We start from the raw sequence: 12229 nt of genomic DNA on the forward strand, positions 1-12229 counted from the left end.
CGCACTATAGCATTTTTCTAATATAGGGTTAACCAATTTGATAGACCTATATTACTGATATCGACTTTAGCTATACTTAGGCTAAAATGGTAATAGTCAATAATGTGGTAGAGGTGACTTATGCGAACGAATAAGCAGTGGACTTTGATGCCATTATTCGGGCTTGGTTGTGTTGTTATACTCAGTATGGCGAGTTCAGCCAGTGCTCAGCCGTCGTTAGCGAATGAGTATTCTAATCGTGTTTCGCATTCTGTCGGCTCTCAACATAATCATTATCGCCAACACAATAATCATCACCGAAATCGTGATCCTTGGCGTTGGGGATTTGGTTGGGATCAAGGCTGGGGAGTTAACCGGCATTGGGGCCCAAGTATCGGAATTAGTTTAAGTCATGGCAACAACTGGCGATATGGCTCATATTGGGGAAATGGTTATTCCCGTAGAAATAACAACGGTTTTTATCCCTATCAACATCAGTTAACTAGCGGATATCAGCCACAAAATATTAAGCTTATCGACACCATTGTTGCGCCTCAACAGCGGACTACGACCCATATTGAGTATGCTTCGGGCTTAAGCCACCTACCTGCAAATGCTAAAGTGATCCAGCGTGCGAACGGGACAGTCTATGAGTGGCAAGGGGTTGAATATTATTTTGATTGGAACACTCAAACCTATGAGGTTGCTAAAGCAGAGACACCATGATTGCTGGTATAGAAACAAAATTCTATGCTACCGTCTGCTTTAGCTTGATACATTGCAGTATCAGCTGCGCTGATTAGCTCCCGACTATTTAAACCATGCTTAGGCAGTATACTAATCCCAATACTCGCCCCCACGTGTAAAATATGTTGGCCGATGATAATAGGTTGCTTAATACAGTCCAATAGCTGGTGTATTTTATGTTCTATATCGATAGGCCCGGTGATCATATCGAGCCATACGATAAATTCATCTCCTCCGAATCGACCGACCATATCGGTTGCTCGCAAGTTGTTTACTAAGCGTGAGGCTATGATCATTATAACGTCATCGCCAATACTGTGGCCGAGTGAATCGTTAATGTCTTTAAATTTATTCAAATCAAGAAACAATAAAGCTGCTTGATCCTCGCCACGTAAATCTCTTGCGATCGCAGTATCTATTTTTTTTATAAACGCACGACGATTGTAAATCCCTGTTAGTTCGTCATGTTCAGCTAGGAAAATGAGCCTGTCTTGTTGTTCGATCAGTTTGTGGGTTTGACTGTCTACTTCTTGTTTTAACTCTTCTTTTTTGATCGTAATTTGGGCGAGTGATTGTTTCATTTTATTAAAGTTATCGGCAAGTGCAGATAACTCATCGGTATCAGTGAAATTAATCTGGCTGGTTAAATCCCCAGCAGCAAGCGCGTTCATCCCTTGTTTAAGTGAAGCTAATCCTTTTTTAAATCGAATCAGCGTCATAAAAGACCATGCCGTAACCAAAATCGCGAGTAGTAACAGTACGGCTCCAACGAGGTATAATAATTTTTGCTGTGTTTGACTCGCTCATTTCTGTCGGAACTAATTGATTGTCGATGGCCCATTGGCTTTGAATTTGAATGTTAGAAAAAAGTGCATTACTGAGGGATAATCTAAAAGTATAGTCATTCCAAGAATATTGCAGTTGGGAAGGATCGATATTCAAGATGCGACTAATGTCTACCTGAGCAAGATCTGAGTGTGTATGAATATAGTCTATTGCGTCATTAATTGCTTTGAGTAGAGCTAACTTTTCTGAGGCTGATAACGTCGTTTGTTTAAGCTCGATTAAGTTAAAGGATAAGTGATATAGACCGCGGCTATTGATGACTTTTGTATTTGAGGTTATTTGTTGTGTTAACAAATAACTTAATGGCTCCCAAGCTGAAATAATATCAACTTCATTATTTAATAATGCTGGAATAAGCTGATCTGCACGTAAATAAATGCGCTCGATAGGCTGTTGAGTTTTATTATACATAATCAGTAAACTATCGAAAAAAAACTCACTAGCACTGCTTTTTACTATCCCTACGCGGACGTTGGCTAGATTATTCAGCTGATGATATTTTTGCGGTACTAGGCTAAGTAATTTGAGATCGTTATCTGATTCGACAAAACTGGCTAATACGGAAAAGTTTGTTTGTTTAAAACTATTAAACATCACCACAGTTTCAGAGGCAGTGGCGAGATCCACTTGTTTATTGAGCAGCGCATTGAAGCATTTCACCCCACCATCTAATCTAACTAACTCAATATTAAGATTATTACGCTTAAAATAACCTTGTTGTTCGGCAATAAAAAAGGGTGCAGAAAGTGGCGTATTAGAAACAGCAATTTTAATCGGACCCTTTGCGGTTAAGGTCTCGATGGATGAGTTTTGATTAAGATCACAACCCGCAATGCCAATCGCGATTAGGCTCCAAAAAATAATCATTAACACTTTGTGCATAAGTGAGATTTCAGTCAAAAGATAAATAATGTTAAGTGTAGTTAATGTATTATTTTTTGTGAGAAATATTGGTCAATATAATCGTTTTTTTTTAATATTATCAATTAATAACGGAAATACTAAGCTTCTCGTTAATCATTAATTTACTGAGTAAAGTGATACATAGTGGCAACCATTGTGAAAATAAATATTATTTACCATTTGATTCAGATACTTATTTGTTAAATTAGTGAGACGATCACTGATGGCCACCGAGCCATAACGGCTATATTTCGGTTAAGCTGTTTTATGCATGAGCAGAGAATGAATTCGATTGGTATTACTCCGACTAAGGTTAACTTATGAGTATGAAAAAGCCCCAATGCATCCTTTGCATTGGGGCTTTTGTTTGCATAGTTTATTTATATTATTATTTATGCTGCGATGGTATCACCACCCTAACGCAATCATTGAGTATCAATTGAAGCTTTAGGGCGTTGCTCAAGCTCATTATTATTATTTTAGCTTTGAGCTATCAGCCAAAGGCTGAAATAAAAATGACGTTATTGGCTATTACATCTGGGGAACCAATAACGCCTGAACTGTCAATAAAGCGGCAAGGATGCAAGTATTTTGCGCTTATTATTAGAATGTTTGTTGCTCTGTTATCAACTTGCTGGGGGACGAGTTGCTAACACTATCAAACATCCTTGCCAAAACGGTTTTGATATTTAGCTCTGTTAATGGTGACAATCGCGCCGTCAATGGCTAAAGCTAAAACACCTTATTAAAAATGACGTTATTGGATAATAGAGTCTGGGGACCCAATAACGCCTTAACTGTTATGTTAGCCGACTTCCTTAACGACTAACGGTGGAGCAATAAAGCGGCAAGGATGCAAGTATTTTGCGCTTATTATTAGAATGTTTGTTGCTTTGTTATCAACTTGCTGGGGGACGAGTTGCTAACACCATCAAACATCCTTGCCAAAACGGTTAACTGAATTTCCAGTCATTATTGCTTAAGATAGTTTAAACGCTATCTCAAGCGTATATGCTTAGCTTGCCATCGTATGTAACTGTTGACTTAGCTGAGTGATTTTTTGTTGTAAATGGGCTATTTCTGACACGATAGCGCTTTTGCTTCTCATTTGGCGAAGATCATTACTTCTTACCCATTGGTAAACGGTTTTAGCTGATACACCGTATTGCTTTGCTACATCAGACAATAATCTGTTATGGTTTTTGACTTCATCAATTACTTGTCTTTGTAATTCCACTGGATACTGTCTCGCATTTGACATACTCATCAAATAACCTCCTGCTGATTTATTTATGTTTGCCTGAGCGAGTTTCAACATCATCCCACTGGCTGCAACCGAGATGCGCTAAGAAAAAAATATTTTGTCGGCATTGTTGAACGATATTATTGAGCATGATACTGACCGATTTAATCTGACGACTTAAGTTTATTTTCTTCATCGCTATCTCCTACAAGTACAATGGAATGCTTTACAATAAAACTACCTCTTAGTGGGTATGAGTTGTTATATGGAAACTTTGTGCCAACGTTATATAAAAATTTAAGTTGTTATTTATCAAGTATTTAAGTTTTTGTTGTCAATGGGTTATTACTAACCTATTGGTTAGTTTGGTGCAATTGCACTAAATTGGTGAAAGATGCTATGGCGATTATTTATCGCTGAAGTGGTCGATGCTGCACAGTATGGATGACCAATATGGCAGCAAAAGGCCATCTTAATGACAAGATGAGCAAGGCGTTATAGTCGAATGAGTTATTCCGAGTGGATGGTTTAAAAAATCATACAAGGAGTGGGTTTGATGATATGGCTTCAATGGACGTCATCTTGGTAAGTGATCCGGGCGTGAAGACGCATGTTAAACAGGCTAGCGATGTATGGCGGGGGCGAAGTCGTCCGGGGAATTGCGCTAGAGTTTGCAATTTTCACTGGACGACATGATGTGCACCAATCAAATGAATGAGCTAGTGGATTAAGAACAATGTGGCTAGGCCTAAAAATGCAAATAAGCCAACCACATCTGTCACCGTGGTTAATACCATGCCACCGGCTAATGCTGGGTCAATATTTAACTTTTTTAACATTATTGGAATAGTGGCGCCAGCAAAGCCTGCAACCGTCATATTAATCAGCATAGCACAACCAATTAACCCTCCTAACGCGATGTCATCTTTCCACAGCCATACTGCAAAAAATACCAATATAGACCACATTAAACCGTTTAATAATCCAATGCTGAGTTCTTTACCAATCAACCAACGTGAGTTACTTTGGCCAATATGCCCAAGTGCAATACCACGGATCACCAGTGCTAAGGTTTGATTACCGGCAACCCCGCCCATACTCGGAACTATGGTCATTAAAATCGCGATGGTGGCAAATTGCTCTAAGGTGCCTTCGAACATGTTACTGACAGACGAGGCAAGTAACGCAGCAAATAAGTTAATCGTTAACCACAGGGAGCGTCTTAGCGTACTTTTTAGCACTGGGCCAAAGGTATCCTCATCATCATCCATCCCTGCCATCCCCATCATTGAATGCTCGGCATCTTCGCGGATCACATCGATAATGTCATCGATGGTGATCCGGCCAAGCAATTTTGCTTGGCTGTCGACGACTGGGGCGGATAGCCAATCGAGTCGTTCAAATTTTTGGGCTACATCTTTATCAGACATCTCAACCGGAATACTTTCTAACTCTGTGTCCATAATGCTTCGGACGGTTACGCTTGGATCGCAGGTTAATAAATCGACTAATCTTACTCCGCCTAAAACATGATCTTGACGGTCAACAACATATAAGGTGTCGGTAGTATCGGGTAAGTTTCCCCGTTGACGTAAATAACGTAATACCACTTCGATATTGACATCGGGTCGTAAGGTGACGGTATCGGTGTTCATGATACTGCCTGCAGTATCATCAGGGTAGCGCAGTGCTTGTTCTACTCTATCCCTGTCCTGGCTGCGCATTGACTTGAGTACTTTCTTGTAAACTCCATCGGGTAAGCTGCGAAGAATATAGGCGAGATCATCTGTGTCCATACCTATTGTGGCCTGGGCGAGCTTTTCTGGTGTCATGCTGCTAATGAGTGAATCTTTAAGCTCTTCACCTAATTCGTCAAGAATTTCACCCGCATATTGTTGGTCAATCAGTTGCCATAACACTTGTCGGTTTTTGGGGGGTGATGATTCGAGAATTAGGGCGACATCGTTAGGTGACATGGTGTGCAACATGTTACGAGCATGAACAAACAAACCACTGTCTAGCGCTTGAACGAGTTGATTGAGGCGTTGTTCGGTTATCTCATTATCTAGGTACTCTTTACCCATATATCTACTTCCTATTCATCATACTTATATCATCAAGTATGTAATCATTCTGGGCTGCTCAGGTTTTTCTGTTTAAGGCGTATTGGTGCAATAATCGTTGTCTGCTTGTAAGACAATGTAACGCCAAAATGGGATACTTGAGTCGTTTCCTTTGGACGAAATTATGCATGGTCTACGCTGCTATACATCATATTGACGGACGACTACACGGATGCAGAGTCAAACTGGATCCGTTGCTGAAAGCGGCGATATATGTATTATGTTAAACGCTAAACTCCCGCAGAGTGAACTGATACTTAATCAGATGGGTATCAACTGCGTGAGATAAACTTAAGGGCTAATATTATCGAGGGACTGATGTCTACCGTTGAGCATCAATGTCGTGACAGTTTGGTTAGGCCACGTGTAATAAGAATAATAGTGGATTAAAAAGTGAGTGACTCGCGAATCGTACTCTTCACTAATTTAACAAGATTCATCAAATTTAGCATTAATCAGATCACACACTGCATTTAATGCTACTTCGGCATCTGGGCCCTTTGCGGTCACGGTGATCATTTTCCCTATTCCACTTTCAAGCATTAATAACCCGAGCACACTTGCGGCACTGGCGTTTTTTTCGCCCTGAGTTAAGGTGATGTTCGCGTCAAAATCGGCGGCTAATACCGCGAGTTTTGTTGCTGCACGGGCATGTAATCCTAATTTGTTGGAAATGGTAACTTGGCGTTCAAGTTTGATCATTCATGCAATCCTATGCTCACTTAGCGGTTAGTTCACTTATACTTAATTCTCTGTGGCGAGCATTAACAGTGTGTTTACTGCCTTGCCTAAATCGTTTTGCTAATTGGTCTGCAATATATACCGACCGATGCTGGCCACCCGTACAACCAATCGCGATAGTCAGGTAACTGCGATTGTTACGTTCTAGATGTGGCATCCAGGTTTCAAATAGGTTTTCAATTTGCCAAATGAACTTGTTGACCAATGGCTGACGCCCTAAAAATTCTTGTACGGGTTCGTCTAATCCTGTCATTGGGCGCAATTCTATTTCCCAGTGTGGATTGGGCAAAAAACGTACATCAAACATAAAATCCGCTTCAGTCGGCATGCCGTGCTTAAAGCCAAAAGACTCAAAGTTAATCACTAATTCTTTATCGACACTGCCTAATAGTATTTGCCTAACTTGGTCGCTTAACTCGTAGATATTTAGCGCCGAAGTGTCAATGTAATGGTCAACAATTTTTGCGGTAGGCTCAAGTAAACGGCCTTCTAATTTGATCGCTTCTTGCAGTGAAATATGATTTTTAGATAACGGGTGCAATCGGCGTGTTTCGCTGTAGCGTTTAAGTAACACTTTATCATTGGAATTTAGAAAGAAGCTGATAATTTCAGTGTCATGTTCAAGTAGGGCTAATTGGTCTTGAAGCACTTTGCCTTGTTCAGCAATGTTGCGGACATCAACACTAATCGCAACTAAATCATTACTGCCCTTGAGCTGAGCGAGTAATGTGCCAATGAGGGGTAGAGGCAAATTATCGACACAATAATATCCTAGGTCTTCTAATACTCTTAAGGCAACGGATTTCCCTGAACCTGAACGTCCCGATACTATGACAAGTTTCATGCAGTTATAACCCGATAAAGTTCTGTTGCGTTGTGGCTTTTGCGAAGCTGTTTCAATATTTGCTTATCGCTGAGCTTTTTAGCCATACTCGATAACGTGCCTAAATGTTGTTGGCACTGGTCTGCAGGTACTAACAAAGCAAATAAAATATCCACGGGCTGCTTATCAATTGCATCAAAGGCAATGGCTTCTTCACATTTAACAAATATCGCGATGGGGTGATCGATGGTCGTTAATCGACCATGAGGTATCGCAATGCCATTTCCTATACCTGTGCTACCCATTTTTTCTCTCGCTAATAGGCTTTCAAAAACCTCTTGCGAAGACAGGGTTGGATACTGGGCAGCGACTAAATTGCTGATGAGTTCCAGTACTTTTTTCTTACTGCCCGGTGTGGCACAGGTAGTGCATTCCGGCTGCAGAATGGTACAAAGTTCCATCGTTAGTGTTTTGTATACTTCTCTTTGTGTTTAATTACCTGACGGTCGAGTTTATCGATCAGGGCGTCTATTGCAGCATACATATCAGTATTTTCTGACATAGCAAAAATCTCTGCGCCATTAACGTGGATTTTGGCTTCTGCTTTTTGTTGTAATTTTTCTACATGGAGTACAACGTGTACATTATGGATCTGATCGAAGTGTCGTTCAAGCTTTGAAAATTTACCATTAACATACTCACGTAAAGATTCTGTTATTTCGACATGACGTCCAGTCAGATTTATATCCATAGAAAATCCTCCACAACCTTGTAGGTTATAAACTCTTACGTTGGTTTGAGGGCGGGATTAGCATTGCTTCTCGGTATTTTGCAATCGTACGACGAGCAACGTTTATGCCTTGTTCTGCCAGAAGTTGAGCCATTTTACTGTCACTCAATGGTTTTTTCTGGTTTTCTGCGGCAACCAGCTTTTTGATAAAAGCACGAATTGCTGTTGATGAGCATTCCCCGCCATCGTCAGTGCTGACATGGCTAGAGAAGAAGTACTTTAGTTCAAATAGTCCACGTGGGGTGTGCATATATTTTTGTGTGGTGACTCGTGAAATTGTCGATTCATGCATTTCTACTGCTTCAGCGATATCATTTAGCACCATAGGTTTCATGGCTTCTTCACCGTATTCAAAGAAGCCTTGCTGAAATTGCACAATGCAATTTGCCACTTTGAGTAGAGTATCATTGCGGCTTTCGATACTTTTAATAAACCATTTAGCCTCTTGCAAATGGCCTCGAATAAATTGACTGTCAGACTGATTTTTACTGCTTCTAGCCATGGCAGCGTATTGCTGATTAACGCCAATTTTGGGCATATTGTCTGGGTTTAACTCTACAACCCAACGGCCATTTTTCTTTAGTACCGTGACATCGGGAATAACGAATTCGTCTTCGGTGGCGGTGATCAATAAGCCTGGACGAGGATTGAGTGATTGGATTAGGGTGATGGCGTCACGTAACTCATTTTCTTTTAGCTTAGTTTTGCGCATCAATAATCTAAAATCACGCCCAGCAATTAAGGTTAAATAGTCTTTAATTAGCAAACGGGCATTATCGATATAGGGTGTGGTGTTAGAGAATTGCGCTAATTGGATCAATAAACATTCACTTAAATCACGTGCAGCAACACCAACGGGATCAAAGTGTTGAATTCGTTTTAATACAGCTTCAACTTCATCTAACTCAACATTTTCGTCACCCATGGCTTCGAGAATATCGTCGGTACTTTGGGTTAAATAACCGCGTTCATCCACGGCGTCGATGATCGCTGTGGCAATGGCAAGATCGGTCTCTGAAAATGGAGTGAGATTTTTCTGCCATTCTAAATGTTCATACAGACCTTCGGTGGTTTCACCTTGAAACGGCATGTCATCATCGCGCATGCTAGCACTACCTGAACCTGACATCGGCGAGGCGGTGTACACTTCATCCCATGTAGTATCCATGGCTAAATCATCCATGGTTTCTTTGGTCATAGATTCTGCTGTGTCGACTGTTGAGGTGTCTTTTTCAATATTGACAATGCTGTTGTCACTGAAGTCTGTATCAGCTTGGTCGCGATTTTCTTTTACGGGGTCTTTTGCTTCAGAAAACTCATCTTCTATTTCAAGTAATGGATTTGAATCCAATGCTTGTTGGATTTCTTGCTGTAGCTCCAATGACGATAATTGCAGTAAGCGAATGGCTTGCTGCAATTGTGGGGTCATGGTTAAGTGTTGACCCATTTTAAGTTGGAGTGACGCTTTCATTTACCGCTTATCCCTAGATGATTTCCATAAAAGTGACAATTTATAAAACTGTAATGGATTGTCACGTACATCAATGATGTTTAACGCTGTTTAGATATCGTTCAATCAAATGAGTTAGATAGACTAAAGGCCCGTAAAGTAACTATAGCTTGAATTGTTCACCTAAGTACACCGCCCGAACTTGTTGATTGCTCAATACCTCATCAGGTGTGCCTTCGGCAATTAAATTACCTTGGCTGACGATATAAGCTCGCTCACAGACATCTAACGTTTCACGTACGTTATGGTCGGTAATTAATACTCCTAGACCTCGGCTTTTAAGTTGTTGAATGATTTTTTTTATGTCGATGACAGAAATCGGATCAACACCAGCAAAGGGCTCATCGAGTAAAATAAATTTTGGATTGGCGGCTAAAGCGCGCGCAATTTCAACACGACGACGTTCACCACCCGATAACGACATGCCTAGGCTGTCTCGAATATGGGTAATATGGAACTCTTCTAATAGATGCTCAAGCTGTTCAATACGTTGGTCTGTACTGAGTTCTTTGCGCGTTTGCAACACGGCCATAATGTTGTCATACACTGTGAGTTTACGGAAAATACTGGCTTCTTGTGGTAAGTAACCAATGCCTTTGCGAGCTCGCAGATGCATAGGATCGTCAGTGAGATCGTCATCATCAATTAAAATTCGACCCTTATCACTTTTCACTAGGCCGACAACCATATAAAAGGTGGTTGTTTTACCTGCACCATTGGGGCCTAAAAGCCCAACAATTTGGCCTGTTTTAACCGTTAAACTGACATCTTTAACAACTTGACGATCTTTATAGCTTTTAGCCAGATTTTCAGCGGTTAAGGTTATTTGGGTCATGGTTTGATCTGCTTTTTAACTGGGATTTCAGGGAGTTTTTGCTTTGGCGCAGACTCGTCTTGGAAATTCTCAGGTTGAATAATGGTGATAACCCGATCTTGCCCTGTGCCCGAACTTTCAGCAATAAGCTCTTGCGCATTGATGTTGTACTTAATTCGATTACCGGTCACTTGGCTACCCGATTGATTAAGTTTGGCATTACCTGTCAATGTTAGCGTGGTAGTCGCAAGGTCATAGGATATTTCGTCGGCACTGGCAGTACCAATTTGACCGTCATCTAATTCTTGTGAAAACGTCGCGGGTTTGCCAGTGGCGATAAGTTTCTTACTGGTGCTGTTTTCGGGGGTAAACGCCCGTAATTCATCAGCATTGATATTAATACTGCCTTGGACAATCTTAACCGGACCATTAAAAATGATTTGGTTATTTTTTATGTCAGCAAATTGGCTAACCGCAACAATTTTTAATTCTTGTTTCAGATCACCTTGTTTCGCCGTAGCAGGCAAACTCAACAGGCAAAGCATGCTGCTCAATAAAATAACATTGGCGCGAGTGTGGAGACGATTAATGTGGCTCATATGTTCCTTCTACCTGGCTCAGTAGCGATAATTGTTGCGAATTCAAGTCAGCATGTAGGCCTAAGCCTTGAATAATAAACCCTTTGCCTTTGATATACACCATCTCTTGTGAGGTGCCTATCATAGTGGTTAAGTCTACCGTCACCGCTTGGGTACTCAATGACTGCAGGGGTTCTTCTATATCAATGGCATCAATAATAACATTGTTTTCTAATATGACTTTGCTGGTGTTTTTATTCAATTGTCCTCGATCTGCACTTAGTTGCCATTGTGCTTTACCATTTTCAGGGTAAATGAGGTATATCGGTTTGGTAAAGTGAGTGATGTCACTTGAAGCATAATGCTCCATGTGCTCGGCGCTGACTCGACTTTCGACAAAACCTTGTTGATTGAATTCCGTGGTGCGTAGGTTATCTGCAATAAAGTCAGGGCGCTCAATACCAGGTACTTTCACCGAGTCCATTTCACTGCGTTTTATTTGTGCTTGCCAGTACAACATAAAAGCAAGACCAAAAAAAGCCACAATACTTAGGGTGATCCGATTCATATACTCATTCCATGAGCACTGGCAAATTTATCTTGGCTTAAGAGCAATAAGTCAGTCAGTTCACGCAAAGCTCCATGTCCGCCGTTTAAGGTCGTTGTCATGTGACAATGTCGCTTTACAAACGGATGACCATCGCCGACACAAACGGAGAGACCTACGGCTTTCATTACGGGCAGATCAACCATGTCATCGCCAATGTAGGCTACTTGTTCGGCGCTTACATTATACAGCGACATAAGTTGCTCAAAAGGTTCAAATTTATTATCAATGCCTTGATAAATATGTTTAATTCCTAATCCGGTCATTCGGGTTTCGACAATTTTTGATTGACGACCTGTAATGACGGCAACATGAATATCGCTAGTGAGAACTGAGCGTATACCGTAGCCATCGCGAGTATGAAAGGCTTTGAGTTCTTCGCCAGCATTACTGAGATAAATACGTCCATCTGAAAAGACCCCATCGACATCACAGATTAACAGTTTAATTTTCTGAGCTCGCTGCCAAATATCATTACTGATAGGGCCGTAAAATCCTTGGTGACACGAGGTTGATTCTGACATG

General features: G+C 40.9%; 15 protein-coding genes. 1 reads left to right on the forward strand and 14 read right to left on the reverse strand.

What is annotated here, in order from left to right:
* The first annotated feature begins 120 nt into the window (after positions 1–120).
* Entirely contained in the window at positions 121–705 is a 585-nt protein-coding gene (locus CXF80_RS16585; RefSeq protein WP_101034037.1) for a hypothetical protein, read from the forward strand.
* Here the strand turns inward: CXF80_RS16585 and CXF80_RS16590 are convergent.
* From CXF80_RS16590 to kdsC, 14 genes are all read right to left on the reverse strand, one after another.
* The gene (locus CXF80_RS16590) at positions 675–1445 is read right to left on the reverse strand and encodes a diguanylate cyclase domain-containing protein (RefSeq protein WP_232772137.1); all 771 of its coding nucleotides are present in this window, start codon (positions 1443–1445) and stop codon (positions 675–677) included. The genes CXF80_RS16585 and CXF80_RS16590 overlap by 31 nt on opposite strands.
* Positions 1426–2439: an ABC transporter substrate-binding protein gene (locus CXF80_RS16595; RefSeq protein WP_157822247.1), complete on the reverse strand. Its 1014-nt coding sequence runs from the start codon at positions 2437–2439 to the stop codon at positions 1426–1428. Before CXF80_RS16595 ends, CXF80_RS16590 begins: the two co-directional genes overlap by 20 nt.
* Positions 2440–3490: 1051 nt before the next feature.
* Positions 3491–3742, reverse strand: a complete 252-nt coding sequence (locus CXF80_RS16600) for a transposase (RefSeq protein WP_101034039.1) — start codon at positions 3740–3742, stop codon at positions 3491–3493.
* Positions 3743–3761: 19 nt separating this feature from the next.
* Positions 3762–3914: a hypothetical protein gene (locus tag CXF80_RS20190; RefSeq protein WP_157822248.1), complete on the reverse strand. Its 153-nt coding sequence runs from the start codon at positions 3912–3914 to the stop codon at positions 3762–3764.
* 523 nt (positions 3915–4437) lie between these two features.
* Complete coding sequence (gene mgtE / locus CXF80_RS16605; RefSeq protein WP_101034040.1) at positions 4438–5802, reverse strand: magnesium transporter; 1365 nt, start codon at positions 5800–5802, stop codon at positions 4438–4440.
* Positions 5803–6267: 465 nt separating this feature from the next.
* Positions 6268–6543, reverse strand: coding sequence for an HPr family phosphocarrier protein (locus CXF80_RS16610; protein ID WP_101034041.1), 276 nt, complete (start codon positions 6541–6543; stop codon positions 6268–6270).
* 16 nt (positions 6544–6559) lie between these two features.
* Positions 6560–7426 carry an RNase adapter RapZ gene (gene rapZ, locus CXF80_RS16615; protein ID WP_101034042.1) on the reverse strand — a complete coding sequence of 289 codons (867 nt, stop codon included), beginning with the start codon at positions 7424–7426 and terminating at the stop codon, positions 6560–6562.
* Positions 7423–7866 (reverse strand): PTS IIA-like nitrogen regulatory protein PtsN, encoded by a 444-nt coding sequence (gene ptsN / locus CXF80_RS16620; RefSeq protein WP_101034043.1) that lies wholly within the window; start codon positions 7864–7866, stop codon positions 7423–7425. The genes rapZ and ptsN overlap by 4 nt, the downstream gene beginning before the upstream one ends.
* A gap of 2 nt (positions 7867–7868) precedes the next feature.
* On the reverse strand, positions 7869–8156 hold the full coding sequence (gene hpf, locus CXF80_RS16625) for a ribosome hibernation promoting factor (RefSeq protein ID WP_101034044.1): 288 nt from the start codon (positions 8154–8156) through the stop codon (positions 7869–7871).
* 25 nt (positions 8157–8181) lie between these two features.
* Positions 8182–9666, reverse strand: a complete 1485-nt coding sequence (locus CXF80_RS16630; protein WP_101034045.1) for an RNA polymerase factor sigma-54 — start codon at positions 9664–9666, stop codon at positions 8182–8184.
* A gap of 142 nt (positions 9667–9808) precedes the next feature.
* Positions 9809–10540: an LPS export ABC transporter ATP-binding protein gene (lptB, locus tag CXF80_RS16635; protein ID WP_101034046.1), complete on the reverse strand. Its 732-nt coding sequence runs from the start codon at positions 10538–10540 to the stop codon at positions 9809–9811.
* Entirely contained in the window at positions 10537–11118 is a 582-nt protein-coding gene (gene lptA / locus CXF80_RS16640) for a lipopolysaccharide transport periplasmic protein LptA (RefSeq protein WP_101034047.1), read from the reverse strand. Before lptA ends, lptB begins: the two co-directional genes overlap by 4 nt.
* Positions 11105–11665: an LPS export ABC transporter periplasmic protein LptC gene (gene lptC / locus CXF80_RS16645; RefSeq protein WP_101034048.1), complete on the reverse strand. Its 561-nt coding sequence runs from the start codon at positions 11663–11665 to the stop codon at positions 11105–11107. The genes lptA and lptC overlap by 14 nt, the downstream gene beginning before the upstream one ends.
* Positions 11662–12228 (reverse strand): 3-deoxy-manno-octulosonate-8-phosphatase KdsC, encoded by a 567-nt coding sequence (gene kdsC, locus CXF80_RS16650; RefSeq protein WP_101034049.1) that lies wholly within the window; start codon positions 12226–12228, stop codon positions 11662–11664. The genes lptC and kdsC overlap by 4 nt, the downstream gene beginning before the upstream one ends.
* Position 12229 lies beyond the last annotated feature (1 nt).

This window comes from Shewanella sp. Actino-trap-3 (assembly GCF_002836275.1).
Lineage (GTDB): Bacteria > Pseudomonadota > Gammaproteobacteria > Enterobacterales > Shewanellaceae > Shewanella > Shewanella psychromarinicola.

Excerpts from the sequence above, each read along its gene's own strand:
- CXF80_RS16595 (WP_157822247.1), bottom strand. The coding sequence starts at position 2,439 with ATGATTATTTTTTGGAGCCTAATCGCGATTGGCATTGCGGGTTGTGAT.
- kdsC (WP_101034049.1), bottom strand. The coding sequence starts at position 12,228 with ATGTCAGAATCAACCTCGTGTCACCAAGGATTTTACGGCCCTATCAGT.
- ptsN (WP_101034043.1), bottom strand. The coding sequence starts at position 7,866 with ATGGAACTTTGTACCATTCTGCAGCCGGAATGCACTACCTGTGCCACA.
- CXF80_RS20190 (WP_157822248.1), bottom strand. The coding sequence starts at position 3,914 with ATGAAGAAAATAAACTTAAGTCGTCAGATTAAATCGGTCAGTATCATG.
- CXF80_RS16600 (WP_101034039.1), bottom strand. The coding sequence starts at position 3,742 with ATGAGTATGTCAAATGCGAGACAGTATCCAGTGGAATTACAAAGACAA.
- CXF80_RS16590 (WP_232772137.1), bottom strand. The coding sequence starts at position 1,445 with ATGACGCTGATTCGATTTAAAAAAGGATTAGCTTCACTTAAACAAGGG.
- mgtE (WP_101034040.1), bottom strand. The coding sequence starts at position 5,802 with ATGGGTAAAGAGTACCTAGATAATGAGATAACCGAACAACGCCTCAAT.
- lptA (WP_101034047.1), bottom strand. The coding sequence starts at position 11,118 with ATGAGCCACATTAATCGTCTCCACACTCGCGCCAATGTTATTTTATTG.
- CXF80_RS16585 (WP_101034037.1), top strand. The coding sequence starts at position 121 with ATGCGAACGAATAAGCAGTGGACTTTGATGCCATTATTCGGGCTTGGT.
- CXF80_RS16630 (WP_101034045.1), bottom strand. The coding sequence starts at position 9,666 with ATGAAAGCGTCACTCCAACTTAAAATGGGTCAACACTTAACCATGACC.
- CXF80_RS16610 (WP_101034041.1), bottom strand. The coding sequence starts at position 6,543 with ATGATCAAACTTGAACGCCAAGTTACCATTTCCAACAAATTAGGATTA.
- rapZ (WP_101034042.1), bottom strand. The coding sequence starts at position 7,426 with ATGAAACTTGTCATAGTATCGGGACGTTCAGGTTCAGGGAAATCCGTT.
- lptB (WP_101034046.1), bottom strand. The coding sequence starts at position 10,540 with ATGACCCAAATAACCTTAACCGCTGAAAATCTGGCTAAAAGCTATAAA.
- lptC (WP_101034048.1), bottom strand. The coding sequence starts at position 11,665 with ATGAATCGGATCACCCTAAGTATTGTGGCTTTTTTTGGTCTTGCTTTT.
- hpf (WP_101034044.1), bottom strand. The coding sequence starts at position 8,156 with ATGGATATAAATCTGACTGGACGTCATGTCGAAATAACAGAATCTTTA.